Genomic DNA, 26,629 nt, shown 5'->3' with positions numbered 1-26,629 from the left:
CATGTCATGATCCGGCCCCTTCCCATCTTCCTTCTTGCAGCTATGCTCCCCTCTGTGCTCGCAAAGTCTTCCGGCCAGGCAGCCTCAGGCGCTGTCCCGCTCCCTACGTTCCGCACACAGACCGAGCTCGTCACCGTTCCCGTTGTCGTCACCGACAAGAGCGGCAAGCACATCACCGGCCTCAAACAATCTGATTTCACCCTTGAAGAGAACGGCTCCCGTCGCGAGATCTCTCACTTTGAAGAGATTTCACCGACTTCCGAAGCCTACCGTGTTCCCGACAAGGTCGCGCGTGAATACTCTAACTTCATTCCCACGGATGCCAACGTCCGCCGCACCTCGATCATCGTTATCGATCTGCTGAATACCCCGTTCCGTCACCAGGCGCAAACGCGCAAAGAGATCATTTCCTACCTCTCAAAGCATGTGGAAGATAACGGCCCCACTTCCCTTTGTATTCTGGATGGCAACGGCTTAAAGCAGATCCACAGCTTCACTAGCAATACTTCCGTCCTGATCGACGCTCTCAAGCTGGTGAACGGAAAGCTCTCTTCGCAGGACCTGCAGGCGGCCGGCAACCTGGTGAACCCCGACAGCCCGCATCCCTTTGACGACGCCACGGCCGACATCAATGTCGCCGACACCTCCACACAACTCCTCGAAGTGATGGCCGAGCGCGTTGATGCCGACTACGCTGCTTACGATCAGCGCCTCAACACCCAGAAGACTCTCAAAGCACTCGAGCAGATCGGCCAGGCCTACGCCGGAATTCCCGGACGGAAAGCGCTCCTTTGGGCGACCGGCGGCTTTCCGTTTTTCCTCAATGATCCCCGCAGCGTCATCGGCATTGATAGTTCGCTGATGCAGAACTACGAGCGCACCTGGCAGATCCTCAACGCCGCCAACATCGCGCTTTATCCAATCGATTCCCAAGGCCTGCTTCCGCCCGACACGTCGCAGCGCGGCTTCGCGTCGTCCCGCACGTCTGTCGCGTCGCGCGGATCATCGCTGGCTCCGAATCGTCCGACGAGACTGCCCATTGATGCCCGCACCAACATCGAAGACTCGCTGCGTACCTTCGCAGCCGCCACCGGCGGTCAGGCCTGCCTCAACACCAACGATCTAGCTAACTGCTTCGCGAAGGCCGCGACCGATTCTTCGCAGTACTATCTGCTGAGCTATTACCTGTCCCAGAACGACCGTAAGCCCGGCTGGCGAAAGTTGAAGGTCCACGTCGCCGTGTCGTCCGTCGAAATCCGCGCCCGCGACGGTTTCTTTATCGGCGATACCAAGCAGCACTCGGAAGGCAGCCTCAAAGAACAACTCGATACCGCCGCTGTCTCCCCGATTGACTACACTTCAATCCCGCTCGCCATCCAACTCAAGGAAATCACCAAGGCCGCGAACGGAGACCACAACGTTTCCTTCACGTTGCTAGCGCAATCGGGCGCGCTCACCATCGACATCGCCGACAACAACCACGTTTACGTTGATATCGGCGCCGTTGTCGAAAATGGCAAGGGGCAGCTTGCCCGCGTCCTCGGCCAAACCATTGACGCCCACATCAAGCCCGACAACATCGCGAAGGTCATGAAGGAAGGCGTCAGCTTCACCAGCGACCTCGTCGTCCCCGCCGGCAAAGCCACGCTCCTCCGCTTCGTTGTCCGCGACGGCCAGTCCGGCAAAATGGGCAGCGTCACCGTGCCAATCCATCTTGAATAAACAAAGGGACTCGGAATGGAATGTAACGTTCACATCGGGAGTAAGTTCGTGACGCACCGCACCCTGTTCGGGCTCGCGCTCATCCTTCTCGGAACCACCATCGCTGCGCAGCAGCCCGCAGCTCCAGACAAGCCGACTACATTCTCCTCGCGTACCGAGCTGGTCACGGTTCCCGTCATCGTGAACGACAAATCCGGCAAGCACATGACCGGGCTCAAGCAAACAGATTTCACCCTTGAAGAAAACGGTCATCGCCGCGAAATTGCTAACTTCGAGGAGATCACCACCACCGCTGCCCCACTGAAGCCTCGACCCGCGGCACAGTACGAGTTCTCGAATTTCATTCCGAGCGATGGCCAAACTCGTCGCGTCACGATCATCGTAGTGGATCTGCTGAATACGCCCTTTCTCTACCAGGCGCGCGCCCGCGCCGAGATCGTCAAGTTTCTCAGCAACCATCTTCAGGACAACGGTCCCACGGCCCTCAATGTCCTGAACCGCAACGGTCTTCGGCCGGTGCACAGCTTTACCACCGACACCAGCGTCCTCATCGCCGCCCTCAACAAGCTGAAGTCCAATATCTCTACCCAAGACGAACTCGCCACAGGCGCCTTCGTCAATCCGGAATCCAGTAATGCCCTCGACGATCCCTCTTCCACCGAGGCCAGCCAACTGCTCGAGATCATGAATCAGCGCGCCGATGCCGACTTCGGCGCCTACAAGCAGCGCATCCAGACGCTCACTACCCTCGATGCACTCGATCAGATCGCGCAGTCCTATGCCGGCATTCCGGGCCGAAAGACTCTTATCTGGGCGACGGGTGGTCTTCCCTTCCTTCTGAATGATCCGGACAGCGTCACCGGCATCGACACTACCTTGATGGACAATTACCAGCGCACATGGCGGGCTCTCAACGCCGCGGAGATCGCTGTGTATCCCGTGGACGCCCAAGGGCTCCTCGGACCCGACCTGTCGCAACGCGCCATGAGTGCGCGCTCGCGTCCGCCCGCCATGACCCAGGCTTCCCGTACCGGGGTTCGAGCCCCAACTCCTCTGCCCGTCGATCCGCGCCAGAATGCACAAGATTCCTTACGCGCCTTTGCCCACTCCACTGGCGGCCATCCCTGTATCAACCAGAACGACCTCGCCACCTGCTTTGCCCGCGCGGAAGAAGATTCCTCGCAGTACTACCTGTTGAGCTATTACCTTCCTTCCGACGATCGCAAGCCCGGCTGGCGCAAGTTGAAGGTGCAGGTCGCCGGCGCTCACGGCGAGATTCGTGCCCGCGACGGTTTCTACGTTGGCGACAATCCGGCGCCCGACTCGAAGCGCGCCCGCAACGAGTTGCAACTCGCCTATTCTTCCCCGCTTGCGTTCACCGCAGTGCCAATGGAAGTTCACATAGCGAAGGCTGCACCCGCGGAAAACAACACCCGCAAGGTGAGCTTCGATCTTCACTTTCCTGCGAACAGCATCTCCATTGCGGCTCCCGATAATGCAATCGGCCTCGACATTGAAGCCATCGCCACCGACGAGAAGGGCAAGTCGGTCCGTGTGTTTGCCAAGACCATCAGCGCGCATCTCAAGCCCGAATCTCTGCCGGGAGTCAACAAGAACGGCTTTCGCCTTGCGGAAGAGTTGGTTATCGCGAAGGGCCACTACCAGCTTCTCTTCGTCGTCCGTGACGACGGTAACGGCAAAATTGGCACCCTCGGCGCACCCCTCCAGGTTGACTAGAAGAATCCTTACGACTCCTCAGTTCATCCAATGAGTAACCGAGTTCAGTGTGCCATTTCATCGCTTTGGCGGCGATTCGGTGCTAATCTGAACTTAGCTCTTTGACAACCAGTCATCATCCGGTTGCAAAACCAACGTGGGGGCGTCACGGCTTCGACGGAAGTGTTTGCGGCCAGGAGGCATGTCGGGGTGCACGCACCCGTGATCGTGTGCAAAACAATATCTGCCAACACGCAGATGGCTTACGCAGCTTAATTAATTAAGTTGCCGTCCTCTCCAGCTTCGCCTACGGGCCGGAGTCAGGGCGTCGCACAGTAGGCTGGATTGAACGCTACGTCTGGGCGTTCGATTGAGATCTTCAGGCTAGCCGATTGGGTTTCTTGTCCTTTCTAAGCCCAAGACGCGAAGGTGCCGGTTTATCCCGGCGCATGGAATAGGACTACACATGTAGGCTCCTGACTGACTTCGCTTGCGGACGCGGGTTCAACTCCCGCCGCCTCCACCAATTCCTTCTTTTCGTTTCAAGCATCCCCTGACAATCTATGTCGCAAACGGTGGAACCAATCCGTTTGAACGCCGAGACCTTGCAGGCCTTCACGACTTACGTCGCCGATGCCGAAGCCTCCATGCGCGCCACCACGGATCCGTTTCTCTGGGCCGACGCCGACCTCAAGCGCTCCTCCGAAGTCGCAAAAGGCAAAGTTCTGGCGCAGTTCTGGTCAGGCACCAAACCCATTCACGTGCCCCAAGGCCTGATCCACGACTGGGTGGGCGCTGCGTATATTCCCAGAGTCAAAGTGTCGCAAGTTCTCCGCGTTGTGCAGGACTATGACAATCACAAGCAAATCTACAAGCCCGACGTCATGGAGTCGAAACTCGTTACCCACGCCGGCGACGACTTTAAAATCTTCCTGCGCCTGCTCAAGAAAAAAGTGATCTCCGTCGTCCTCGACACGGAGCACGCCGTCCATTACTCGCAGATAAGCGCAACTCGCTGGACCTGCTGGTCGCACACAACGAGCATTTCCGAAGTCCAGAACGCGGACGCGAAAGACCAAAAAATCCTGCAGCCCGACACCGGACATGGATTCTTATGGCGATTGAACTCGTATTGGCGTTTTGAAGAAAAGCAGGAAGATGTGTCCATTGAATGCCGCGCCATTTCCCTGTCGCGAGATGTTCCCAAGGCCTTGGCCTGGATCATCGATCCGATCGTAGGGAAGGTCCCGAAGGAATCGCTGATCAACACATTGAATGCTACGCGCAAGGCACTCCACCTGGCTGAATCTCCTGCTTAGCTGATGAACCGTGCAATGAAAAAGCCGCCCGTGAGCGGCCAGTCCGTCTCCGATCAAGTCCGCTACAACGATCCGGCAATCTTTCGAAATTCGTCTTCCGTGAACGCTTTCAGCGTCTGGGTGCTGACGTTGCCCGCCGCTCCCGTCGACAACAGAAATCGTGCTGCCGTCTCATCGTCAGGAAACTCCGAGATGATCACAGCGTCATATTTGCCCATGGTCAGGAACCATGAGTGGACCTTCCCTTTCGCCGCCTTCGCCGCTTTTTTCGCCGCGTCGAGGCGTTTCGGACTCTCCTTGATATTCGCTGCTCCCTGCTGCGTGTAACGAATCAAACTTATGTAATGTGGCATTGGCGTCCCTCCTTAGGGTCTGCAACAATAGGGTTCGCGCTTGCGCGTAGTCAAGTTTTTAACTGCGCCGGCGCCACTACCCTCTCGCTTGCACCGCCAACGCGCGATTATGGTGTACCGGAGCCGTATGCGACACCCACTCGCCTCCCGCAAATGGCTCCAGAGCGCGCCAGTTTCGTACCAGATCCAGGTTCGGACTTGTTAGCAGAGCATCTGTCAGCGTACGGATGGGTGGCCGTCCGTCGCTTTCGAGAATCGCCTCGAACCCCCTCTTATCTTCTGGGTCTGTCGCTTTCCGATACGCTTCCAGCAATGCCGTTGCTGTGCGGATTCCATGTGACCGCAACTTCGCCCGCACCGTAACCTCACTGTTTCCGATCTTTCGGTCAGGTCCGAGCTGGGTGTAAAGAATCGACTGGTCGATCCAGTCAATGATCCGGTCCGGCGAAAAGCGCGTGTACAGCATCAGGTCCACAATGCTCGCCGTTGCCATGTTCGGCACATTCTCAATGTCTTCTTCTTCGAGTCTCGCCTCGTGCCACACGGTCAGTCCATCAAGGCTGCTCAGCGGCAACTCCGAACTCAAGCTCGGCAAGAAATATCGTGCCCCGCTGATCTTCTTGAACGCCGCCTGCAGGAATTGCCAGATCACCGGCGGAAACACTCCGATCACAAAGCTCAGCACCAGCAGCTTGGAATTGGTGTTCAGGTCTGAGGAGCTATCCAGGATGTGCAACGTGCGCGCGGTCGGAATCATCACCCACGTCCCCATTACCGCCATCACAATCCGCAGCGACACTGCTACATAGGCGCTCGAGCGCAAGTCTTTCAACACATATCGGCGGAACAGCATTTGAATCGAGAAGAAATATGCGCCCAGGAACGCGAAATACACCGGCGATTCGTCCGGATACAAAGCCCGCAGCCACGACACTGTGTTCGTCTGTGCCACCGTCGACGGCGCGGCATCTGCGGCCTTCGCGGGCAGCGGAGTCTCCGTACTTCCAGTTGCGCTCGTCGGCAATCCCGGCGTCGCTGCCGAAAGCACCTGCGTGTTGGCGCTCTTGGCTTGAGCCGCAAGCGGCTGGGGCGCAGCCGCCTGCCATGGCGGTAACGCCAGGATCCACCCGAGCGCAATCAGCCCGGTAGCTGTAACCAGTGGAGCCGTAGTTTCAGGAGTAAAGATGCTGGAGAATCCCGCAGTGGCGCGTCGGTTCCACTCCGGCTTCGCAAACACCGCCGCTGGGTCTGTAGCAGCCACGAGTTCGCTCACGAGTTCTGGATCCAGGCTTCCGTAAACCGCCTCGAATTTTTGCAAATATGTCAGAATACGCAAATTCAACGCTGAGTCCGGGGCGATCTCCTTCGCGGCAGATGAAGCCGAACGCGGAGTCGTCACTCGTTCGCGCAGCAATCCGAGACGTTCCAGGTTGGTGATGAATTCATTCAGTAAGCTGTACTTTCGCGTTGTGATGAACAGGTAATACAGGATCACCGGAAACAGGCACACCACCAGCAGGAAGGTGGAGCGCAACGCCAGGATCTGGTATCGCTGTGGAAGAACGCTGATAGCGCCCTCAAGAATCGAGATACCCGCGAGCGCCACGATCACCGAGCCAACCCGTGTGTGTACGCTGCTCCGAATCTTCTGCCGCCACGGCGCGTACGATCCAATCACCGCGATCAACAACACCAGGGTTATGAGCGACTCCCACCAATACCGCCAAAAAAACGCGTGCATAGGTGGAACTTTCACCACCAGAATCCAAAAGATGATGATCAGCCAAAATACATAGCCGATCCACGTGTCGCTGCTCGTGGGACTCCGCTTTTGTGCGACCTTCGAAGTTTCCTTCGTTGCTTCTACTTGTTGGTTGTCTGCAGGATCATCCACATTCGTAGTCGGCTCGACGAGCGTGGGAGTGGTATCTGGGTCAGGCATGGGGCACCGCCACTGAAGTAGCTGAAAAACCCGGCATTCCGTTCTGGAGTCGCACACAGTACCACGCCCAGGCTCCCAACGGAGATGATTTAAGTACCTCCCTCCACCTCCCTACCGGACAATGCCCGGCCCCTTCGAGTTAGTGGAGAATGCGTAATCTCAGGTCCACTTCACCCCATCCTCTCGCATCTCCACCAGCACAACCTCATAGCTCACGATCATCGGCATCAGCTGCGCTTCCAGTTCCCTCTTCCACAACTCGCCTTCGTAGAACTTCGCTTTCATCGGCTCGCGCGACTCCATGTCCGGAAATCCGCGCATAAAGAAGAACGTGTCTGGCTCTTCCAGAGATACCCACGGTCCCGCGATCTTCATCCCGATCTCTGCATGCGCCGGCATCGACTTCGCGCGAAAGGCTTCCAGGAACGCTTCGCAGCATCCCGCCTTCAACCGGTACGTCCGCAGCTCGACAATCATTGCCCCTTCTTTTCTTTCGTGAAGTCCCCAGTCCAATTCGTCTCCCATGTCTTGCCGTCGGTTGAGAACGCCTGCTCCACATGCTCCGCTGTATCCGAGAGGCCGCTGAATTCGAAGCGCACCATCACCCACTTTCCATCCAACACCGTCTGCCCAAAGAACTCGCCGCGGCCATTCTGGAAACATCCCGCGAGCGGTTTCTCGTCCAGCACGCCGTCGTGCAGGTTGGCCCACCACAACGTCCACTGGCGCGTCTTCGGATCGAAGAGCCGCAGGCTCACGCCCTCAATCTTCGTGCCGCCGTTTGTCATCTGCAGTTCCGCAATGTTGGCGCGGCCGTTCCAAAGTTTGCCGACGGTGAATCCTCCGTCGTATTCCTTCCACTCGCTCGATCCGGAAAGTGGCTTCAGGAGCCGCTTCAAATGGCCATGCCAAGTACCGAATTCAAAATCGAAATCGTGCTGCCCATCATGGATGTCGGGATTCGGCGCAACTTTCGCTCCCGGCACTTCTTCGCGCTCCATTGTGGTGTTCCAGTTCGGCTCCCAGTTTTTCCCTCCGTCCTCGGAGAACGACTGCTCGAAATCTCCCGAGTGATCGCTGACATTCGTCCACAAAAACCGCACGTAGATAGATTTCCCGTGCCAGATTTCGTGGTCGTAAAACTCTCCCCGACCGTTCGTGTAGCGACCCACCATCGGTGGGCCGTCCATCGTGGGTCCGGCGGCGTTTGCCCAATAAATCCGCCAGTAATGGTTAGTCGGGTCATACATCCGCAGCGTCAGCCCTTCGATGTGACCGGTCGCCCCTTCGGCCTCAAACTCGTCGAGATTGGCCCGTCCTGCCAGAACACCGCGGAACACGTCATGCGCTTCGAAGTCCACCCACTGGTTCGATCCTGTCAACGGATTCAGCCGACGCCGTAAGTGCATCTTCCAATTGCCGAAGAGCTGGTCCCAATCATGCTGACCGTCACGGATCTCCGGCCCGGCGGCCGCGCTTGTGCTTTGCGCGAGTGCGGAAAAAGAAGTTGCGGCGAAGAGTACGGCGAGGCAAATTCTGCGGAGCGTTTTCATAAGATTCTCCGCAACTAGTCTCGCTTGGGTTGTGGTATCTTCCAATATCCACTTCCCATGCAATTCGTAATACCACTTTCGCGAGACCAGGCGCCACTGTTTCAGCAGGTGTATGCCGGCCTTCGTGACGCTATCCTTACCGGGAAAGTCCCGGCTGGTTCCCGCCTACCCTCCACGCGCGAAATGGCGACACAACTCGGGATCTCGCGTACCGTCGCCGTCACAGCTTTCGAACAGCTTCTTGCCGAGGGCTTCGTCACAGGACGCACCGGCTCGGGAACCTATGTCTCGAACGCCATCTCGCCGGACGTGCGCCCGAAGCGCTCCCATCCTGCGCGCATTGCGCTCTCGAAATACGGGGTAGCGGCCGCGCAGGCCCGCGCTGCCGTCCACCTTCCCTCTCGCGCCGAGCGTCCGCTGCCACTCGACTTCGCTGTCGGCTGCAGTGATCTCGAAACGTTTCCCTTCGCGCTCTGGCGACGATTGCTGCTCCGTAGCGCACGCCGCACCCGCGTCGCCGAACTCGACTACGGTCCCCCCGAAGGTAATTCGCAACTTCGGGAATTGATCTGCACCCACGTGCGTCGCGCGCGTGCCGTGCAGTGCGACACCGATCAGGTCATCATCGTCAACGGCTCGCAACAGGCGATCGATCTCATTTCTCGCGTGCTCTTAGAGCGTGGCGATCCCGTGTGTATAGAAGACCCCAGCTACCAGGGCACGCGTGAGGCCCTGCGCGTCGCCGGCGCTAAGCTCTTGCCGATCGCGGTGGACGCCGCTGGAATCATCCCATCCAAGTTGCCATCACGTGCGCGCCTGGCGTTTGTTACGCCGTCGCATCAGTTCCCCACCGGCGCAATTCTTCCTCTCGCACGGCGGATCGAACTTCTGCGCTGGGCGAAGCGCGCCAACGCCTTCATCGTGGAAGACGACTACGACGGTGAGTTTAACTACGCCGGCAATCCACTCGAATCGCTGCAGGGTCTGGATCGCGAAGGCCGCGTCATCTACATCGGCACCTTCTCGCGGACGATCTTTTCCGCGCTTCGACTCGGCTATCTCATCGTCCCGAAGTCTCTGATCGCAGCTTTCTCCGCCGCAAAGTGGCTCTGCGATCGCCACAGCCCAACTCTCGAGCAGCAGACGCTCGCTGAGTTCCTCGCCGGAGGCCACTACGAGCGCTATCTCCGGCGCGTTCGCCAACGCAACAGCAAACGTCGCGAAGTCCTGCTGGAGTCAATCGCCAAACATCTCGGCTCACGAGTCACTGTTACCGGACAAAACGCCGGGGCCCACATCGTCCTTTGGCTCAATCGCAATCGCAACGAAGACAAGCTCGTGCAGGCCGCCGCTGAAGTTGGTGTCCGCGTCTACGGCATCGCGCCGTATTACATCCATCCACCGCGCGCTGCCGGACTCATGCTGGGCTATTCCCGCCTACGCGAATCCGAAATCGAAGATGGAATCCGTCGCCTCGCCCGCGTCCTCTAAGACGAAGCGAGTCTCTCTGTCATGGTGAGCGAAGAATCCGCATACCAATGCGGATTCGCAGTCGAACCACCCCTATCGCCACCGCAATGCCCTCTGCGATGAATCTGTGACCCATCGCACCACGACCCGTGCTCCCCGTCACCGCGCCTTCGCCAGCCGTCAAATACTCTGCGCATGCGGGCCTACCCCATCAGCAATCCCAAGCTCTTTGAAAATCCGCGCGGCCGGCCCGCCAAGTCGCTTCCCTTTCCACCACCTTCTCTTGTCATTCAGAGAAGGGCGGCAGCCCGACGAAGAATCTGCTGTTCTCCCCGGAGCAGAAAATTGCTCCTGAAAACCACGAATATTTGCGTCGAAATCACGAAAGACACGCACAATCTCCTCATTTTTCGTACATTTAGCCTCGAAATTCGTGGGAATGCGAACGTTTTGATCCCCCGATTTCTTCGTCTTCCCTTCGTGTCCTTCGTGGTGAAAGATGTTGCCCTTCAATGTCCGATAACACGCAGAATTCTCGCGAAAAATGCACCTAACTCCTACGCCGAGAGGAATTTACCTCTAACTATGTTTAGAAAGAGGAATTTGCGAAGATTGCATACTCTAAGTCGCTGAAAACACTAGAAGGTGGGGAGGGGGGGTGGGGTACTCGCAAATGAGCGGCTGAGTTGCCCCGGAGAACCGAAATATAGTTCGGCAAAACCGCGCCCTACTCGTACAACTGCCAGTCATTAAGCCGACTCCCTTAATACAGAGCATCACCAGCTTGTGAGGGAGAAAAGTGATGAATGCAAATCGGCTCCTGCGCCTGGTAGCACTCGCGGCGCTCTTTATCTCGCTATCCGCCGTCTCGTACGCCGGCGTATTTCTATCAGTTTCCGTCGGCCCACCGCCGATCCCGGTCTACACCCAACCTCCCTGCCCCGGCGCCGGCTACATGTGGACACCTGGCTACTGGGGCTACGGTGATGAAGGTTATTACTGGGTCCCGGGTACGTGGGTGCAACCGCCTCAGGCCGGCCTCTACTGGACGCCTGGCTATTGGGGCTGGAATGAGGGTGCCTACGGCTGGAACGACGGCTACTGGGGCAACGAAGTCGGCTTCTATGGCGGCATTAACTACGGCTTCGGCTATACCGGGCGGGGCTACTACGGCGGCGAGTGGCGCGGCCACGATTTCTATTACAACCGTCGCGTGAACAACGTGAACGTCACCAACATTCACAACGTCTACAACAAGACGGTCGTCGTCAACAACAACAGCCGCGTCAGCTATAACGGCGGATCCGGCGGCGTATATGCCCGTCCAACCCAGCAACAGGTTTCGTATCGCCAGCAGCATCACGTCGAGGCGACGGAGATGCAGCGCCAGCACCGCGAGGCAGCTGCCCGCAACACGCAGCTCCTGGCGCGCAACAATAACGGCCGGCCTCCGATCGCAGCCACCGCTCGCCCCAACGATTTCAAAGCGGCCGTCGCTGCGAAATCTGCCGGCGGAAAAGTAAATCGCGCGGCCCTGACGGCCACGCCGAAGACCGCGGCGCCACGCGCTAAGGCCAAACGCAACGAACCTGCGAAAAACCCTGGGAAGCCCGAACCGGCACGCAGCACCGGCGCAAACCGCAACGAACCTGCGCATCCGGCTGCGACCAAACCCGAGCCCACGCGCAACGCCAATGCAAACCGTCCGAATGAACCGGCCCGCAATGTTCCAAAGCCGGCAAATGCGAACGAATCGAAACGTAGCAACGAGCCCGCGCGCGCTACGGCCCACAACGTACCGAAGCCGCCAGCCGCGACCGAACACGCCAATGCCAAGGCCAATGAACACGTAACCGCTCCGCCGACGCGAACGGAAACCGCCTCGAAGCCATCGCCAGCGGCTCAGCCGCATGCGGCTCCGAAGCCGGAACCGACGCGGCCTGCAGTCTCGGCCAGCAAGAACGAGCCTAAGACGAAGCCGTCCAACGAACCGCGTTCGATGGGTATGCCTCAGTCGGACCGCGGTCCAACGACCCACAGTGCTCCGAAGCCCTCGCATGAGGCTGCTCCGAAGCCAGCACCGGCACCTAAGGCTGCCCCCAAGCCGGAGTCGCACGCCAGCGCTCCGCAGCACCAGGCAAGCGCTAAGCCGGCACCGCAACCAAAACATGAAGCAGCCCCGGCCCACCAGTCCGCTCCAAAGAGCGAGGCTCCTAAGAAGGAAGAGAAGCCAAAGGGTTAAAACTTCAACCTAAACATTAAGCAAACGCCCCGATTTTTCGGGGCGTTTTTCTGCGCTGACAAATCTGCCAGTGTCCATAACCTAACCCGTCTTCTACGCTGCCCTTCAATTTCGAATAGGAGGACACGTGGCGACCTCAACGCCGATCGTCTCCGAAAGCGATCACTTCTTCCGCACACGAGAAGTGGCGATTCGTCTCAGCCTCATTGCCCTCCTCGCGCTCACGTGCTTCGTCATCCTCAAAGCATTCATCCCGCTTCTCGCTTGGGGTGTAATCATCGCCACCGCAGGTTATCCGGGCTATCGCAAGCTCGCTGCGGCGCTGGGAGGTCGCGAGAAGCTCGCCGCGGTGTTGTGCACCCTCATCCTGCTCAGCCTGATCGTGATTCCTGCCGTGCTGCTCGCAGGCACACTGACGGATGGCGCGAGGTCCATTGCCAGCCAGGTACAGAGCGGCAACTTCCGCATTCCACCCCCACCCGCGAAGGTCCAGGGCTGGCCGCTCATCGGCAAGCCCCTGAATAAGGTCTGGACAACGGCCTCCACGGACGCCACGCAGGCGCTGAACAAGGTCTCGCCCGTGATCCAGAAGTATGCCCCCACCTTGCTCTCGGCCGGCGCCAAGCTAGGGGGCACTCTCCTCCAGTTCATCCTCTCGATAGTGCTTGCAGGCTTTCTACTGGCAAGCAGTCGGGGCAATGCCGAATTCTCGCAAAAGATCTTTCGACGCATCTTCCGCGAGAAGGGCGACGAGTTCGAGACGCTGACGGCGAACACGGTTCGTAGCGTGACCAACGGCATTGTCGGCGTGGCGCTGATTCAAACCATCTTGGCGAGCCTCGGATTTCTCGTTGTTGGCTTGCCGGGCGCCGGAATGTGGAGCCTGTTGTTTTTCGTTGCAGCGGTCCTGCAAGTGGGAGTTGTGGTTCTGCTTCCCGCTGTGGCCTTTGCATTCACGATCACGAGCACAACTCCAGCAGTCATTTTTCTCGTGTGGTGCATGTTCGTTGGCGTAATCGACAACGTGCTGAAACCGATGTTGCTGGGGCGTGGCAATCAGGTACCTACCCTGGTGGTTTTTCTCGGCGTGATTGGCGGCTTCATCGCGATGGGCACGATTGGATTGTTCATCGGCGCCATCATTCTTTCCGTCGGCTACAAGTTGTTTCTCATCTGGCTTGAAGATGTCTGACGACGAGGCCTGTGGTTGCTTATGCGATTGCTGATGTTTCCGTTGGCTTCGAAACGATCCGAGAATAAATCAGCATCACGACTGGCGCGAACAGGGCGTAGTAGACCAACGTCGGTGCGGAATCTCGCGCTCCGACGTATTGCGCCGAAAGAAGCAGAGCTAATCCTGCGTTGCGGTTGGTGTTGCAGATCGCGAACGTCTTGCGCATCGCTTCATCGCGAATGTCGACGACCAGGACGATTGCGACCGAGCTCACTGCCAGCAGGATCGCGGCAAGCGGAAGGAAGAGCGTGAGGTGCTTGAGCTCGGCCCCCAGCGCATAAAGAATCAGGACCAGCGCGAGGATGAAGAGGATATTTCCGATTCGGCCTGCGAGGGGACGATTGCGTTCTGCGAATGCCGGAAAGAACCATGCGACGAGCATTCCCAGGCCGAGAGGAAGCAACTGCTTCAGAACGATCTGCCAGAGCAGAACCAGCGGCGAAATCCAGAGCGCTCGGCCACCGAACCGCGCAGCTGCCGCCACGAGTAGCGGAAGCATGATGGGAATCATGAGCGCTGCCCATATCTGATAGCTCGCAGCGAGATGTATATCGTACCCGCTCTTCCCCAGGTTACGCGTCATGAGCGGCGCTCCCGGAGAGACTCCGAGCAGAAAAAGACCCACGGTTTCACCGTAGTCCAGCCGAAAGATCCAGGCAAGGATCAGCGCGATGGCAGGCGGAACGACGAAGGTCACCAGCGTCAACGCGATCCAACCCGAAATGGTGGGGCGCTTCCAACGCGTAATCAGCTCAGATGGCTGAAGGCTGAGGCCTACGGAAACCATGAGGAAGAACAGCGCGATGAGTACGAGGTAGCGCATAGGTCGGCGGCCACTGTTCGGAGTCCGAAGCATACGCTGCTGCGCGAATCAATGGAAGCGGGCTCAGCGACCCTGCTTGGGGCCGCTTTCTACTTCGTAGAGAACTGCAGGATGGGAGCCACACTCACCGAGGTTGGACTCGGCCCACTGCGTTGCCAATGCGATGTCTTCGCGGCGGTTTCGGCTCCTCGGCAACGCGAGCGAGTACGCTACGTCGCAGCGCGGGCAGCGCACCCCAATAACCACGTAGCTGTCCAGGCTCTCTGGCGTCAGGATGGCCGGTAACCGAACTGCGTAAATCATCGGGTTCGACAGCATATGGAGCGGCCTCACCAGCCGACGTTGGGGCAATTATCGAAAGTTAATTAGTTTCGATGCAGGGGCTTCGGGAAGGTTGGCGCAAAATGACGCTTACTTCGTACAACCAGCTGACATTTTTTAACTTCCAGAATTCCTCGCGGTGATATGCTCCACAAACAGTTTCCCTGTTTTTATGGTGTCCGGTTCCACATCCGTGCTCGCGGTTGACGATGATCGCGTTCATGCTTACGCGATGGAGAAAAAGCTGCGCGCCAGCGGGTTTGTGGTGAAGTGCGTACACAGTGGGCCCGAAGCGCTCGCAGAACTCCGCAGCGGAAAGTACGACGCGATCCTCCTCGACATCAACATGCCTGGCCTGAATGGGTACCAGACCTGCGAGCGCATCCGTTCGGAAAGTTCGATTCCTCAGCCTGCGATCATCTTCCATTCCGCGTCCGATGCCTCCGAACCGGCCGTGCACCGTGCGTACGACGCAGGCGCGGACGCCTTCCTCACCTATCCCGTCGACGACGAACAGCTCAAGGCTGTGCTCATTGGATCGGTGGCGATGCGTCGCTCGAGGTCTGCAACGGAGCTCGAACAAGTGACCGGGTGCGAAAGCATCGAAGCCGGAGATATCGTTCAAGTCTCCGGCTTGTACGACGTGACCCACGACGGCGACCATCTGCCGAGTGGCTCGATTGTTTTGTTTGCGGGGATTGTGCTTCCGCCGTGTCGATTGTGTGCGGTGAGCTATCACCTCACTCGGGCGATCCCACACATTTCGGAAGACGACGATTTTAGATAGCCGCGGCTAGAGGTATTCCCGTTCCTGCTGGCGGATTTCCTTGTAACGCTCAAATGCTTTTCGCTCATCTTCTAAACCCAGCCAGGTTTTCAACGTGGAACCGCGGAAGGTGAACGCGGTCATCTCTCGAGCGTGGGTCGCGACAAACCAAGGGTCATGCTTAAAGACGGCGGGCAGGTGCCGTGTCTTCATCCAGCGTTCTGCCTTCCAGCGCGCATACTCGATATCGTCGGACGACACATGCTCCGTGCGCACGACTGCCGTGGTGCCGTCGTACTCTTCCAGACGTTCGTTAGCAATTAATCCGCGCTCACGAAACTCTGCCGTCATCGGCGTGCGCGGATACGGCGTCGGGTGCTGGATGTATGGCCAATCCACATACTGGCGCGCAAACTCAAGATTGATCTCAATCGTTTCGCGGGTGTCATCCGGGTTGCCGATGATCAACCCGCCGACGACGAGCATCTTATGCTTGTGCAGAATGTCTACCGCGCGCATGGTGGCGTTGCCGATGTTCTTGCCGTTCTCCTTCGCAGTGTTTTTGGCGGAAGCCTTGAGAAATACCAGGTCGCTCTCGACGACGTTCTCAATACCAAGAAAGACGTAGCGGAATCCCGCCCGTTGCATGAGTGGTGCAATCGTCTCGCCGTGGTTGGCGATAGACGAGGTCATTGCCTGAACGAAGTAATCGATGTTGTTGAGCCCGGCGGCAATGATCGCTTCGCACAAAGCCTCGAAGCGTTTCACGTTGAGCATGATGTTGTCGTCAACAAGGAAGACGGTGCGGGCGCCGTGGTCACGGGCGTCGCGGATGTCGTCGAGGACGCGATCGAATGAATAGGTGTGAAAGTTACGGCCGCGCATCTCAATGATCGAGCAGAAACTGCAGTCGTAAGTGCAGCCGCGCGATGTCTCGATCACATCCACTTGGCGTCCAAGCAGCGTGTAGCCCTTCAACACCCGCGCATCACGATTGGGTAATCGGATCTCGCCATCTTCCAGACGGTGCACCGGCCCGATCGCGTTGTGCACCCATCCATCGTGTGCACGATACGAGAGTCCTGGGATTGACGCGAAATTGTTGTCGCTCTCCAGAGCGCGCAGCATTCGGCGGAAAGGCAACTCCCCTTCCCCACGCACGATGAAATCAAGCGGCATGGATTCGTAAGCCTGCGTGGCGAGGCTCGGGTCGTAGCCTCCAACCACGATCTTGGTATCCGGTTTAAGCCTGCGAATGAGATCGATGATGCGGGATGCAGTGCGACGCTGGAATGTCATCACCGACAAACCGACGACCGCCGGATCGAGTTCCTTGATGAATCGCGTGACCGTCTCGCGAACTTTCGATTGACAGAGGATGAGGTCTGCGACCGCGACCTTATGCTGCGGATCGATGTTCCCGGCAAGCGAGGTCAACGCGCCGTTCGGCATGCGGATCGCTACCGGCGGCATATGCTCGAAGGAATCCGGCATCGAAAGGAGGAGAATGTTCATTTAACCCCGCGGCGAAGATGTTACGTCTTGGACGCGCAGGATGGCAATTCCGCTCAGACAAATCCGTTACATAGATTTCAGCGTAATACGTAAAATCTCGCTGGGCTGCCACAGGCGCATGCGCGGCCCCCAAGTGCCAGTACCGCGGCAGACAATCGCGGTCATACCGCTTATGTCGTAGCGTCCGGAGACTAGGCGGAACGCCAGCCGTACGATGTATTGAAAGGGCCAGATTTGACCCTTGTGAGTATGGCCAGAGAGCATGAGCCCCGCGCCAAGTTGCGCGGCTTTCTCGGCAAGTACCGGCGTGTGGGAGAGAAAAATCGTGGCGCCTCCGGGATGATCGGCGAAGGCCTGATCGAGCGCCACCGATTGATCGCGATTGCCGCGCTTGCGGAATGCAGGATCATCCACCCCAGCGATCACCAACCCCGGCAATAGCTCCACGTTCTCGTCGCGTAAGACACGAAACCCGGCTCGGCCCATCAGTTCGATGATTGCGTCCGGTCCGGCATAGAACTCGTGGTTTCCGGTAACAGCGTAGACGCCCTGCGGAGCGCGAAATTTCTGAAGCACCGGAAGCCATCCCGCGTGTGTTTCTTTCTCGCCTTCGAAAATGTCGCCGATCAGCAGGATCAGATCGGGCTTGAGCGCCTTGAACTGTTCCGCACGCGCGCTCGCCCAGCGGTGATTCAGCATGGAGCCAAGATGGAGATCTGTACCAACCACAACCACGGTGCCATCGGCCGACGCCGGCAGTCCCGGCATCGCGACCTCGTGCTCGGTGACGACAGGAGTGCGCCACGCCTGAACGTAGGAGATGGCAATGAGAACGCAGGCTGTGCAAAGCGCGACGGTGCGAATCAGGACCTGTTGCTCACGGAAAAAGAGACCGAAACCCGAGAGCGCATCTGCGAAAACGAACATCGCAAACAGAAGAAAAACGATGCCGACCCAGGTCGCCCCGATGTACTCGAGAACGTGCGAGAACCTACCCAGCTCATAGTGCTCCATGATTCTGGAGGCGACGTAGCTCAGCGCCAGGAAAGTGACGATGGGAAGAAAGATTTTGAGCGGGAGATGCGCCGCAAGCGTGGGAATGGAAAGGAGGCGCTGCACGACGTATACGTGCATGCCTCCCCACAGCAACAGGAAAACGATCAAGAACAAGAGCAACCGTGGACTCCTACTCCGATTCTAGCGAGTCCGCGGGCCGATGAGTTTCCACGCGGTTAATTGTTCGCACGAGGTCAGTTCGATCCAAAGGGTATCGCCTCGATTTGGCGAAGGTGGTTGATGTCGTGTCCGGCGCAAAGTTCTACGATCCGGCGTGCGGTCTCCTTGCCGCGCTCCGAATGCATGCCGTACTGCTCCCATTGTTCCGGGCTCAAGCTCCGATAGAAAGCGACGTTGGCAGCCCGCAGTGCGCGAAACGCTTCGAGCGCGATGTCGAGGTCGGTGTGACCATAGCGAGTGGCCCAGGAGTCCTGATCGAACCCTTGAATCGCGATGCCGTTAGTGCCAATGACGAGCCGCACGCGAACCCCAACCACCATCTCGACCTCGGAGAGGTGAATTGCAATTTCTGCCGGCGACCACTTCCCTGGCGCCGGGCGGCGACGAATCTGCTCCTCCGGAAAGCTGCTCAATATCCTGTCGAGTTTTCCCGGAGTTTCTGCGAGCGATTGCAGCGGATCAATGTCGCCGAGAGTGGCGATAATGCGCTGGACATATTCCTGTGCAGTTTCGGCCATTAGGTTCTCCGATGTTTTTGAAAGAGATGTGCCAACAGGATAACCGACTCACTTTTTGTCCCATGAAAAAGCGCGAGCCGAAGCCCGCGCGACGAAATGCTTTCGATTTCAATGACCGACAAATTTGTCGAGGGTATCGGCGTCGCGGTCGCAGAGATCCATGTACTGCTGTGCGGCCTTGAGGTCGTGCGCCTGGATGGCCGATTCAAGACGGTTCATGTTGCCGTGGAGCCTCTGCTGGGTAGCAACGATGTCGCCACGCATCCCGAGACCTTGATGAGCTTGTTCCTGCTTCATGGTCTCGATCGTGCTATCCACAGAAGCCATGCGCGTACTTAGCAGGCTGTGCTCGTGGGCAAGCTTGTCGAGTTCGCGCTGCTCCGCCTCACGTTCGGCTGCTTGTTGCGCGGCTGCCTGGGCGTCCGCAGCGCTTGTGCCGTAATCAGCCGCCGAGCCATGGCCGACTTTCGCGCCTGAGCTCTTGGCACCAGCTTTCCCGGCGTGTCCCATGGCTTGCAGCGTGTCGCTGGCACTGCCAGGAGCATCCGCGGTCGGAGCCGGCTGCGAACTGTCTGGAGTTGGGCTGGTAGGCGGACTGGCGGCGTCTGCGCTGCTAGCCTGGGTTGGCGCTGGCTGCGCGGGTTGGTCTGCCGCCGCCGGTGATTGCGTGGAGGCAGCGGGCGTCGCGTGCTTGGCGTCCATCCGTGCGCGCAACATCTTCGGCAGAAACATCGCGGCGGCAACGCCTACCACGACGATCAAACCAAAGATGACGAGAATGACGACCAATGCCGCGTTGCTTTTGTTCGCAGGCGGCATTGGCGTGTAATTCGTTTGCGGAGTACTCATGGCAACCTCCTATTCGGTTGCACTACTGAGGAGACTTCACGGTGTCGCCCACGGCGGGCTTGCCGCTGCCGTTGAAGTTGAGTGTTGCTGAGCCTTCATCCACTTCGGTCACAGTCGCGCTGCCGAGGTGGTCAGACACAGTTCGCAGGACCTTGCCGGTCGTCGGATCTTTCACCGTGCGGGTCGGATGTTCGACATCGAGCTGGTCGCCGACCTTGATGCCCTGCCGGCTGCCGACGTTGATGATGATCGAGTTTCCGGAGACATCAGCCACCACGCCGCTAACCACAACCTTGTTCGTCGGAAGTGCGCCAGCCTTGGCGTCGAGTTGTGCTCCCAGGGAATCCACGGCCTGATGCACCGCTTCGCCGAGGATCGTCTCGCCGAAGTTTGAGCTCCCCATATCTAGCGATCCGCCGCCGCCGTTCCACCCGCTGCCGCCTGCTCCGAGCAGTGAAACGCCACTGCGTTTCGAAGTTCCCGTGCCGGTACAAGCCGCAAGGATCTCCGCGGTGTTTACATCAACCAGGCGAGCGGTGATACCGACCACCGCCTTTGCGCTGTGCGTGCCTACGCCGCCGATGCCGTAGCGGCCGGTAATCCCGCCGTAGCCGCCTCCGCCAACGTTGGTGTGCTGGTCATCGCGACCGAATTGGGTAATGCTGCCGGTGATGATGGCATCCACGCCCAGCAGACGGCCGATCTTCGCGGCACTGTTCGGATCGGCGCGATCGCTATTGGAAAAGTTCTGCTCGGCCATGATCTTGTCGAGCTGCGCACGCTCGATCACGGAATAATCTCCGTCGTTGACGAGCTTCTGAATAAGAAGGTCGGAGATACCCTTCCCCACATCTTGATCGGAACCGAAGATGGCGGCGACGCTGCTATGAACAGTGCCGTAGTCGAAGCTCATGATCGCAACGCGTTTCTTGCGTGTCGCCTGAGGGAAGGCAGACACGGAGAGCAGCAACAGCGCAATCACCGCAGCAGTAGTGAAACGACGCATGACAACCCCTTTCCGCAATACCCAGGTAAAAATATGGAATGGCCCAAACGTTGTAGAAGCAGCGATTATGCGGCCCTCTGATTTCAGGGTCAAGCAGAACTGCTGCCGTGACCCAAGGGCCGTTTCCCATCACGGACAGCAACGTGAGCAAACAGTCTTGTGACGTACTCTGAATGGATTTCGTCAATTCATATAATTCGGAAGAAACCGCCTGCTGGCGGCGCTTTCAGCGCCTATGTGCCATTGGAACTGCTTTGGCTGTCCGTTACTCTGTGAACAACGGGCGGGTGTGAACAGACAAGAGCACTACCGGCGCCATTTCCTCTCTTTGGCGGGCATCGTCGTCAGCGTTTTGCTGGCGGTTTTTTTGATTTTTTCAGTGCGCGGGACGCACCGTTCCCTCATCGTCCCTGTCGTTTTTCTCGTCTTTATCATTCTTTGCGCACGATACTTCGGCATGCTTGCCGGGGTCGTAGCCTCGATCATTGCAAGCGGCCTCTTCGCGGTCTTCCTTTTTGAGCCCTACGGCTCGCTTCAGATCAAAGACCACCAAGCGCTCTGGAATCTGGCACTCATGCTCTTCGCCGGCATCGCGCTTTCCTACGCCAATTCGGGCAATGAGGATGAACCGAAGGCGCCGAAGAATTCCTAGGACCGATCTGCAAGATCGCTAATCAATTTCCAGGCCGCTTCGACGTGATGCCGTTCGGTTTTCGCCTGCCCGATCGAGAACCGAAGCACATATTTGCCGTCGAGCTTGGTGTGCGAGATGAATATCTTCCCGCTTTCATTCGCGCGCTTCAGCAGCTGTTCGCTGGCGGCGTCGCCGCTTTTCAGTCGGAAGCACACGAGACTCAGCGGGTGGGGTGCGACCAGTTCGAAACGCGAATCCGCCTTGACCCACGCGGCAAATTCCTGCGCCCATGCGACATTCTGCCGCACGTGATGTTGCAGGCCTTCGACGCCATAGTGTCGGATCACGAACCATAGCTTCAGGGCGCGGAAGCGGCGTCCCAGGGGCACGTGCCAATCGCGATAATCAAAGACCTCGCCTTGTTCGGACGCCTGGTTGCGCAGGTATTCCGGCACGACGCTCAAGCTGTTGATCAACGCGTGCCGATCCTTGACCCAGAAGGCGGTGCAGTCGAAGTTGGTGTACATCCACTTATGCGGGTTGAAGGCGTAACTGTCGGCCAGTTCGACGCCGTTGTGCGTCCAGCGAAATTCAGGACAAAGCGCTGCCGTCCCCGCCATGGCGGCATCCACGTGTAGCCAGAGACCGTGCCGCTTACAGATGGCAGCAATCTCCGGGATCGGATCGATCGCAAGGCTGGAAGTTGTGCCGATGGTCGCGCAGACAAAGAAAGGGATCTTCCCTGCCGCTTTGTCTTCGACGATCTGACGTTCGAGCGCTTCGGGACGCATTGCAAATTCTTGGTCAACATCAATCAGACGCAGGTTCTTGCGGCCGAGGCCGGCGACCTTCACGTCCTTCTCGACGTGCGAGTGTGCCTGGTTTGAGGTGTAGCAAACCAGCGGCAGTCGGCATCCTTCCTCGTTCGTTTGGCCATTCGTGGCCTGCTCGCGCGCGGCCAGCAATGCGCACAACGTTGCGCTTGAAGCGCTGTCCTGGATGACCCCGCCGCCATGTTTCGACGAATTGAGGAAGTGCTCTGGCAAGCCGAGCATTTGAACGAGCCAGTCGAGCATCTTCATCTCGACTTCGGTGCAAGCAGGGCTCGTCGCCCACAACATCCCCTGCACTCCGAGTCCGGAGGAGACGAGATCTCCGAGGATGGATGGCCCCGAGTTGTTCGAGGGAAAGTAGGCGTAGAAGTTCGGCGACTGCCAATGGGTGATGCCCGGCAGGACATGGCGCTCGATGTCCGGAAGGATGTTGGTGACTGAGTCCCCCTGCTGAGGCGGACTGTCCGGTAAGCCATCGCAAATCTCCCCGGGCTTCACTTGGGAGAGCACCCGAAAGTCTTCGACGTGCGCGTGATAATCGGCCACCCAGTCGATCACTTTGTGTCCGGCAGCGCGAAAATCATCAGGAAGCATATGAAAGTTGTTCTTCATGCGATTCATTTAGTAAACCTATCAAACTATTGTGATAGCTATACTTACGACTTATTCTATTTCGCGTGAAAGTGCTCGTAACAGTGTCATCGAATTCAAAAAGACGGCAATTCTCCGCGACGACAGGTATCCGCCTAGTTACTCCCCGCACCCTCTCCCCGAAAGTACATGGTCTGGGGTACTATTGGTGCCCCTCGCCGCTCTGGCGGAGAATACGACTGCTTCGGTACTGCCTCAATTTGGGGGAGGCCTCATTGCACGATAATACGCACATCGAGATTCGCTGCCGTGCCCTTTGGGCTGATGTTCTTTCCGCGCTGGAAACTCGCATCACGAGCGTTAACCGCTACGTCCCCGAACAGCGCTCCCACATCGTCTGCCGCAAGATCACTCCGGAAGCCGTTCACCTTCTCCACGAGTCCTCCGACCGCAGTGTGATCGCGTCGCTCGATTTGAAGAAGCATGCGATCCATCTCAAGGAATATCACGATCGCGAGATGGAGTATCCGCTCAAGCGCAAGGACATGCCTCTCTCCATGCTGGCCGATGGAGAAGTCTACGTGACCGATGGCAACGAGTTGAAGCCGAACGCCATGGAAGTGGCCAAGTCGCTGCTGGAAGCGTTGCTGGCGCAGAAGAACCCATCGAAGATGTCGGCGTAATTTCCTCGGATTCGATTCACAGAATGGCGGCTGCGGCCGCCATTCTTGCTGCTCAAATAACGGTGATAGAAAACGTGGTGGGCCCTTCGATATGTTGCCGGTAGATGGCATGCTTCGAGGCGATCTCTGCGACCGCGTCAGCGTGGATGCTGTAATGTCCGGGCGGCAGCTTGGTTTCAAAACTGATGGGAACACTGCGGGAATGGCTGCGAAGGCTGAAGTGCTGATATCCGAGCGCGAAGGCTTTCCCTACCTCGTTCACGGCTTCGATGATCACGGTTTGGTCGAAGTCATCTCCAGCCTGGTTGGCTACGACGACACTTCCCTTCACCACGTTGACGTTGACTGTCGGGATTCCGTTCCAATCCATGGTGAGCGGAGCTTTTGTGGCTGGATCCGTCGTGGCGGGAGGCTCGGCGCTATTTTGCGCGGCGCAGAAACTCGCGACCAGCCATAGAACGAGTACGCAAAACTTCATCGAGAGATTAGACGCTAGAAACTAGGAGACAGCAACCTCGCTGCCGGCGAATGCCCGTAGACGCTCGCGCACAATGTCCTCGTGATCGGCGACACAGATCCAGGCGTCAACGTGGTCGGGCAAGCGATCCGGAGCCTGATTAGAGGCCAAAACGACCACCTTTGTATCGGTGTGGCGCGCCTTGATAGGAAACGCAGCGTCTTCGAGGCCATAACCGCCGCTATTGCTAAGCAGCACGAGCGACACAAATTTCTCTTCCATGAAATGCAGCGTTTCAGTCACCGAAGCTGTGGCCACAAAGTGTAAGCCGAGGCTGTCAACAATACGACGATGCCAATCGAACTGGGTGCGAACCGGATTGAAATAAACTGCAGTGGCCATAACGGTCTCTTTTCTAGTCGAATCCAGTTTGCGACCGATCGCCTGACACAAGAATCCCCGCTCTGTGGTACGAGCGGGGACGTTTGTGGCGCTATTAAACGGGAATCGTCAGAACTCTTCGTCCTTGCGCTCGATCTCGTCACGAATATCGGAAAGCGCCGCGGCGCTCTCGGTGCCATTCAGCCGCTGCTGCAGCTCTTTCAACGCGACGGCGATGACGTGGTAGTGATGCAGCTTGCTGTATGCCGGATCGCGGGTGACCTGGAGCCAGATGTCGTGCATGAGCTTCAAGTCTTCGCGACGCATGCGCGGGGTGTGCGGACCAAGCTCGAACTCCCATTTCTGTCCGTCCGCCGAAGCCACAATCAATCTCATGCGCGGCTTGGGATCAGGTAGGCGTTCCCAGGCGTCGCCGGTCAGCTTGCCCTGCTCTTCGGGGGTCAATTTGTTCGACAACCCGCAGACGATTACGGTCGAGTGCAAACGCGCGCCAGTGGCCACGATGCTTTCAAACACATCGTTCGTCGGCGCAACCAGCAGTGAAACGTGGCGGCCCTGTTTTTCAGCCTCGTTCACGACCGCGGTGAACAACTGACGCTCATACTCCTCAAAGACCTCTGAGCTGTCGAGGTTGGTGTTGCCGCTGAACGAGTACTCGCGGTGGTAGAGGCGTGACGTCATGACCACGACGTCTTGCTTGGTCGTATCGGTGTGCTTCAACACCTCGCGCAGGTAGAAGAGATTGCGAGGGTCGCGGACCGCTACCAGGATGTTCCCCGGTCGGACCTCCATCGCTTCCGCGGTGATGTCGTCTTGCGCCTGCACGCGGAACTGTTCGAGATCGTGGCCGCCACCAGCAACGGTCTTCTGGTTAAGCCGCTCCGAAATCGTGAACACGACGTACAGGAAGATGCTGAAGGCAATGCCGTATTTGGTCGCAAGCGTCTTGGTGAACAAATTGACGATTGCGATCGAGAAGAGCAACACCGCAATCAGTCCAACGCCGACCGGAATTTCCTTCCCGCCGATCCGAATGTTGCCTGGCACCCGCCACTCGCGGCCCTCTGGACTCGTAAATCGCAGGACGAACACCGCCAGCGACATGAACGAGAAGGACCAGATCACGCCGAAGGCATACAGAGCAGCCAGCAGGTAAACATTGCCGCGGCTCGCCAGAATCGTCGCGATCTGCAAGCCAGCAATCAGGTTGATGATGCGGCTGCTTGTCCCGAACCGATGATGTGGCTTGCGGAACCATGGCGTCATTACACCGTCTTCGCTGAGACGGTTCAGAACGCCGTTGGCGCCCACGATGGCCGTGTTGACTGCTCCCGACAGGATCAGTGCACCCACGATCACGACAAAGCCTTGGAACAGAAGCTTTACGTTGTAGGGACCGGCAACGTTCATCGCCAATCCACTGATCAAGTTCGCGAAATAATTCGGGCGAACATTGTCGGGAATAATCATCACCGCGAAAAACGAAACCAGGCCGGTGAACAGCAGGCTGTACAAGAAAATGACCAGGCCCGCTTTTTCCAGGTTCTTGAGTTTCGGGTGCTCGATCTCGCGGTTCACCTGTGCGAGCGATTCCTCGCCGCTCATTGCCAGCACGGAGTGTCCGAAACCCACCAGCAACAGAATCCAGGTCAGATTGGCGAACATCGTCCCGTGCAGCCAACCCAGAGATTCGTCCGTCTTGAGCAGGTTGTGGCCCGATGGCAAAGGTGGAAGGTGCGCCGTACTGGGATGAATCACGAGCGTTGCCAGGCACCAGCCGATCAAAATCACCACCATGACCGTGGTGATCTGCATGATGCGAAGCGCCTTCTCGCTGCTTTCGTGAATGCCCTGGATGTTCTTGTGCCAGAAATAACCGGTCACGAGACAGCCGAAGACGGCGGCACAGTAATTCACGCCGGCGTCGGATAACGTAATCGGATGATGAAGCCGCGTGGACAGGTCCTGCAGGAAGCCGACGAGATATTGTCCGGCAGAAACAGCGCTAATCGGGCCGGTCAGGACGTAGTCGAAGAGCAGCGCGGATACCGACAGCTTTGCAAGCTGACCGCCCATGGCGCTTTTGACGACCTTGTAGACGCCTCCACGCACGAACATCGAGCTCGACTCGATATAAATGGCGCGGACCGCATAGCTGAACAGCATGACCGCTAGGACGAACCAGGGTGCGCTCTTGCCGATGACCTTTTCGGCGTCGCCACCGACGTAGTATGCGGAAGACGCTAAGTCTGAGAGAACAATGGCGGCCGCGCGCCAAAAAGAGATGAAGGTCAGCATCACCGTAGTGGCAACGAAGACCTTTACGGCTGGCTTTGGAATTGTGGACATTCTTTGGATTTATCTATGTCTTTCGGTGTCGGATTCAGTGTAACAACCGGAGAGTCAGAATGGACTCCCCATTCGTGCCGTACACTCAACCAAAG

24 protein-coding genes and 1 other RNA gene are annotated in these 26,629 nt (G+C 58.0%); 10 read left to right on the top strand and 15 right to left on the bottom strand.

What is annotated here, in order from left to right; genetic code table 11:
* Positions 1-6: 6 nt before the first annotated feature.
* From ACID345_RS11225 to ACID345_RS11215, 4 genes are all read left to right on the top strand, one after another.
* Positions 7-1,722, top strand: a complete 1,716-nt coding sequence (locus ACID345_RS11225) for a VWA domain-containing protein (RefSeq protein WP_011522981.1) — start codon at positions 7-9, stop codon at positions 1,720-1,722.
* A gap of 48 nt (positions 1,723-1,770) precedes the next feature.
* Entirely contained in the window at positions 1,771-3,459 is a 1,689-nt protein-coding gene (locus tag ACID345_RS11220; protein ID WP_187148989.1) for a VWA domain-containing protein, read from the top strand.
* A gap of 138 nt (positions 3,460-3,597) precedes the next feature.
* Positions 3,598-3,964, top strand: a transfer-messenger RNA (tmRNA) gene (ssrA, locus tag ACID345_RS26315).
* Between the two features lie 49 nt (positions 3,965-4,013).
* Positions 4,014-4,757, top strand: a complete 744-nt coding sequence (locus tag ACID345_RS11215; protein WP_148210085.1) for a hypothetical protein — start codon at positions 4,014-4,016, stop codon at positions 4,755-4,757.
* A 62-nt stretch (positions 4,758-4,819) separates the two neighbouring features.
* Here ACID345_RS11215 and ACID345_RS11210 read toward each other — a convergent pair whose 3' ends face one another.
* The 4 genes from ACID345_RS11210 to ACID345_RS27220 form a co-directional block, all read right to left on the bottom strand.
* Complete coding sequence (locus tag ACID345_RS11210) at positions 4,820-5,110, bottom strand: GYD domain-containing protein (RefSeq protein WP_011522978.1); 291 nt, start codon at positions 5,108-5,110, stop codon at positions 4,820-4,822.
* 76 nt (positions 5,111-5,186) lie between these two features.
* Complete coding sequence (locus tag ACID345_RS11205) at positions 5,187-7,052, bottom strand: hypothetical protein (RefSeq protein ID WP_011522977.1); 1,866 nt, start codon at positions 7,050-7,052, stop codon at positions 5,187-5,189.
* Between the two features lie 159 nt (positions 7,053-7,211).
* Positions 7,212-7,529: an NIPSNAP family protein gene (locus tag ACID345_RS26310; protein WP_049761864.1), complete on the bottom strand. Its 318-nt coding sequence runs from the start codon at positions 7,527-7,529 to the stop codon at positions 7,212-7,214.
* Positions 7,526-8,605: a hypothetical protein gene (locus ACID345_RS27220; RefSeq protein ID WP_011522975.1), complete on the bottom strand. Its 1,080-nt coding sequence runs from the start codon at positions 8,603-8,605 to the stop codon at positions 7,526-7,528. Before ACID345_RS27220 ends, ACID345_RS26310 begins: the two co-directional genes overlap by 4 nt.
* A gap of 57 nt (positions 8,606-8,662) precedes the next feature.
* Between ACID345_RS27220 and ACID345_RS11185 the strand changes: the two genes are divergently transcribed.
* The 3 genes from ACID345_RS11185 to ACID345_RS11170 all read left to right on the top strand — a co-directional run bounded on the left by ACID345_RS11185 (position 8,663) and on the right by ACID345_RS11170 (position 13,509).
* A complete protein-coding gene (locus ACID345_RS11185) occupies positions 8,663-10,096 on the top strand; it encodes a PLP-dependent aminotransferase family protein (RefSeq protein ID WP_011522974.1) in 1,434 nt (477 codons plus the stop codon).
* 781 nt (positions 10,097-10,877) lie between these two features.
* The gene (locus ACID345_RS25425) at positions 10,878-12,317 is read left to right on the top strand and encodes a YXWGXW repeat-containing protein (protein ID WP_011522972.1); all 1,440 of its coding nucleotides are present in this window, start codon (positions 10,878-10,880) and stop codon (positions 12,315-12,317) included.
* A gap of 127 nt (positions 12,318-12,444) precedes the next feature.
* Positions 12,445-13,509 carry an AI-2E family transporter gene (locus ACID345_RS11170; RefSeq protein ID WP_011522971.1) on the top strand — a complete coding sequence of 355 codons (1,065 nt, stop codon included), beginning with the start codon at positions 12,445-12,447 and terminating at the stop codon, positions 13,507-13,509.
* Between the two features lie 19 nt (positions 13,510-13,528).
* Here the strand turns inward: ACID345_RS11170 and ACID345_RS11165 are convergent, their stop codons facing one another.
* Together ACID345_RS11165 and ACID345_RS11160 are read right to left on the bottom strand one after the other, a co-directional pair.
* Positions 13,529-14,374, bottom strand: coding sequence for a bile acid:sodium symporter family protein (locus tag ACID345_RS11165; protein ID WP_041855635.1), 846 nt, complete (start codon positions 14,372-14,374; stop codon positions 13,529-13,531).
* 63 nt (positions 14,375-14,437) lie between these two features.
* Entirely contained in the window at positions 14,438-14,677 is a 240-nt protein-coding gene (locus ACID345_RS11160) for a hypothetical protein (RefSeq protein WP_148210083.1), read from the bottom strand.
* Positions 14,678-14,867: 190 nt separating this feature from the next.
* On the opposite strand from ACID345_RS11160, the gene ACID345_RS11155 reads away from it, so the two are divergent.
* Positions 14,868-15,482, top strand: a complete 615-nt coding sequence (locus tag ACID345_RS11155) for a response regulator (RefSeq protein ID WP_011522969.1) — start codon at positions 14,868-14,870, stop codon at positions 15,480-15,482.
* Between the two features lie 6 nt (positions 15,483-15,488).
* Here ACID345_RS11155 and ACID345_RS11150 read toward each other — a convergent pair whose 3' ends face one another.
* From ACID345_RS11150 to ACID345_RS11130, 5 genes are all read right to left on the bottom strand, one after another.
* Complete coding sequence (locus ACID345_RS11150; protein ID WP_011522968.1) at positions 15,489-16,976, bottom strand: B12-binding domain-containing radical SAM protein; 1,488 nt, start codon at positions 16,974-16,976, stop codon at positions 15,489-15,491.
* Positions 16,977-17,042: 66 nt separating this feature from the next.
* On the bottom strand, positions 17,043-18,146 hold the full coding sequence (locus ACID345_RS11145) for a metallophosphoesterase (RefSeq protein ID WP_041856560.1): 1,104 nt from the start codon (positions 18,144-18,146) through the stop codon (positions 17,043-17,045).
* Between the two features lie 80 nt (positions 18,147-18,226).
* Positions 18,227-18,730 (bottom strand): DinB family protein, encoded by a 504-nt coding sequence (locus ACID345_RS11140; protein WP_011522966.1) that lies wholly within the window; start codon positions 18,728-18,730, stop codon positions 18,227-18,229.
* Positions 18,731-18,838: 108 nt separating this feature from the next.
* Positions 18,839-19,579, bottom strand: a complete 741-nt coding sequence (locus ACID345_RS11135) for a hypothetical protein (protein WP_011522965.1) — start codon at positions 19,577-19,579, stop codon at positions 18,839-18,841.
* A 22-nt stretch (positions 19,580-19,601) separates the two neighbouring features.
* On the bottom strand, positions 19,602-20,585 hold the full coding sequence (locus ACID345_RS11130) for a CsgG/HfaB family protein (protein ID WP_011522964.1): 984 nt from the start codon (positions 20,583-20,585) through the stop codon (positions 19,602-19,604).
* A 328-nt stretch (positions 20,586-20,913) separates the two neighbouring features.
* Between ACID345_RS11130 and ACID345_RS11125 the strand changes: the two genes are divergently transcribed.
* On the top strand, positions 20,914-21,237 hold the full coding sequence (locus ACID345_RS11125; protein WP_041855633.1) for a DUF4118 domain-containing protein: 324 nt from the start codon (positions 20,914-20,916) through the stop codon (positions 21,235-21,237).
* Here ACID345_RS11125 and ACID345_RS11120 read toward each other — a convergent pair.
* Complete coding sequence (locus tag ACID345_RS11120; protein WP_011522962.1) at positions 21,234-22,673, bottom strand: pyridoxal-dependent decarboxylase; 1,440 nt, start codon at positions 22,671-22,673, stop codon at positions 21,234-21,236. The two genes, ACID345_RS11125 and ACID345_RS11120, sit on opposite strands and share 4 nt — an antisense overlap.
* Before the next feature lie 245 nt (positions 22,674-22,918).
* On the opposite strand from ACID345_RS11120, the gene ACID345_RS11115 reads away from it, so the two are divergent.
* Positions 22,919-23,326 carry a hypothetical protein gene (locus ACID345_RS11115; RefSeq protein WP_011522961.1) on the top strand — a complete coding sequence of 136 codons (408 nt, stop codon included), beginning with the start codon at positions 22,919-22,921 and terminating at the stop codon, positions 23,324-23,326.
* A gap of 52 nt (positions 23,327-23,378) precedes the next feature.
* Here ACID345_RS11115 and ACID345_RS11110 read toward each other — a convergent pair whose 3' ends face one another.
* The 3 genes from ACID345_RS11110 to ACID345_RS11100 all read right to left on the bottom strand — a co-directional run bounded on the left by ACID345_RS11110 (position 23,379) and on the right by ACID345_RS11100 (position 26,534).
* Complete coding sequence (locus ACID345_RS11110) at positions 23,379-23,804, bottom strand: hypothetical protein (protein ID WP_011522960.1); 426 nt, start codon at positions 23,802-23,804, stop codon at positions 23,379-23,381.
* Positions 23,805-23,825: 21 nt separating this feature from the next.
* Positions 23,826-24,185 carry a hypothetical protein gene (locus ACID345_RS11105; RefSeq protein WP_041855632.1) on the bottom strand — a complete coding sequence of 120 codons (360 nt, stop codon included), beginning with the start codon at positions 24,183-24,185 and terminating at the stop codon, positions 23,826-23,828.
* 108 nt (positions 24,186-24,293) lie between these two features.
* The gene (locus tag ACID345_RS11100; protein WP_011522958.1) at positions 24,294-26,534 is read right to left on the bottom strand and encodes an APC family permease; all 2,241 of its coding nucleotides are present in this window, start codon (positions 26,532-26,534) and stop codon (positions 24,294-24,296) included.
* Between the last annotated feature and the right edge of the window lie 95 nt (positions 26,535-26,629).

This window comes from Candidatus Koribacter versatilis Ellin345 (assembly GCF_000014005.1).
Taxonomy (GTDB): Bacteria; Acidobacteriota; Terriglobia; order Terriglobales; family Acidobacteriaceae; genus Korobacter; species Korobacter versatilis_A.
This window is presented reverse-complemented; position numbering and strand designations above follow the sequence as displayed.

Excerpts from the sequence above, each read along its gene's own strand:
- ACID345_RS11185 (WP_011522974.1), top strand. The coding sequence starts at position 8,663 with ATGCAATTCGTAATACCACTTTCGCGAGACCAGGCGCCACTGTTTCAG.
- ACID345_RS11210 (WP_011522978.1), bottom strand. The coding sequence starts at position 5,110 with ATGCCACATTACATAAGTTTGATTCGTTACACGCAGCAGGGAGCAGCG.
- ACID345_RS25425 (WP_011522972.1), top strand. The coding sequence starts at position 10,878 with ATGAATGCAAATCGGCTCCTGCGCCTGGTAGCACTCGCGGCGCTCTTT.
- ACID345_RS11150 (WP_011522968.1), bottom strand. The coding sequence starts at position 16,976 with ATGAACATTCTCCTCCTTTCGATGCCGGATTCCTTCGAGCATATGCCG.
- ACID345_RS11205 (WP_011522977.1), bottom strand. The coding sequence starts at position 7,052 with ATGCCTGACCCAGATACCACTCCCACGCTCGTCGAGCCGACTACGAAT.
- ACID345_RS11155 (WP_011522969.1), top strand. The coding sequence starts at position 14,868 with ATGGTGTCCGGTTCCACATCCGTGCTCGCGGTTGACGATGATCGCGTT.
- ACID345_RS27220 (WP_011522975.1), bottom strand. The coding sequence starts at position 8,605 with ATGAAAACGCTCCGCAGAATTTGCCTCGCCGTACTCTTCGCCGCAACT.
- ACID345_RS11140 (WP_011522966.1), bottom strand. The coding sequence starts at position 18,730 with ATGGCCGAAACTGCACAGGAATATGTCCAGCGCATTATCGCCACTCTC.
- ACID345_RS11105 (WP_041855632.1), bottom strand. The coding sequence starts at position 24,185 with ATGGCCACTGCAGTTTATTTCAATCCGGTTCGCACCCAGTTCGATTGG.
- ACID345_RS26310 (WP_049761864.1), bottom strand. The coding sequence starts at position 7,529 with ATGATTGTCGAGCTGCGGACGTACCGGTTGAAGGCGGGATGCTGCGAA.
- ACID345_RS11130 (WP_011522964.1), bottom strand. The coding sequence starts at position 20,585 with ATGCGTCGTTTCACTACTGCTGCGGTGATTGCGCTGTTGCTGCTCTCC.
- ACID345_RS11165 (WP_041855635.1), bottom strand. The coding sequence starts at position 14,374 with ATGCGCTACCTCGTACTCATCGCGCTGTTCTTCCTCATGGTTTCCGTA.
- ACID345_RS11225 (WP_011522981.1), top strand. The coding sequence starts at position 7 with ATGATCCGGCCCCTTCCCATCTTCCTTCTTGCAGCTATGCTCCCCTCT.
- ACID345_RS11100 (WP_011522958.1), bottom strand. The coding sequence starts at position 26,534 with ATGTCCACAATTCCAAAGCCAGCCGTAAAGGTCTTCGTTGCCACTACG.
- ACID345_RS11160 (WP_148210083.1), bottom strand. The coding sequence starts at position 14,677 with ATGATTTACGCAGTTCGGTTACCGGCCATCCTGACGCCAGAGAGCCTG.
- ACID345_RS11135 (WP_011522965.1), bottom strand. The coding sequence starts at position 19,579 with ATGAGTACTCCGCAAACGAATTACACGCCAATGCCGCCTGCGAACAAA.
- ACID345_RS11120 (WP_011522962.1), bottom strand. The coding sequence starts at position 22,673 with ATGAATCGCATGAAGAACAACTTTCATATGCTTCCTGATGATTTTCGC.
- ACID345_RS11110 (WP_011522960.1), bottom strand. The coding sequence starts at position 23,804 with ATGAAGTTTTGCGTACTCGTTCTATGGCTGGTCGCGAGTTTCTGCGCC.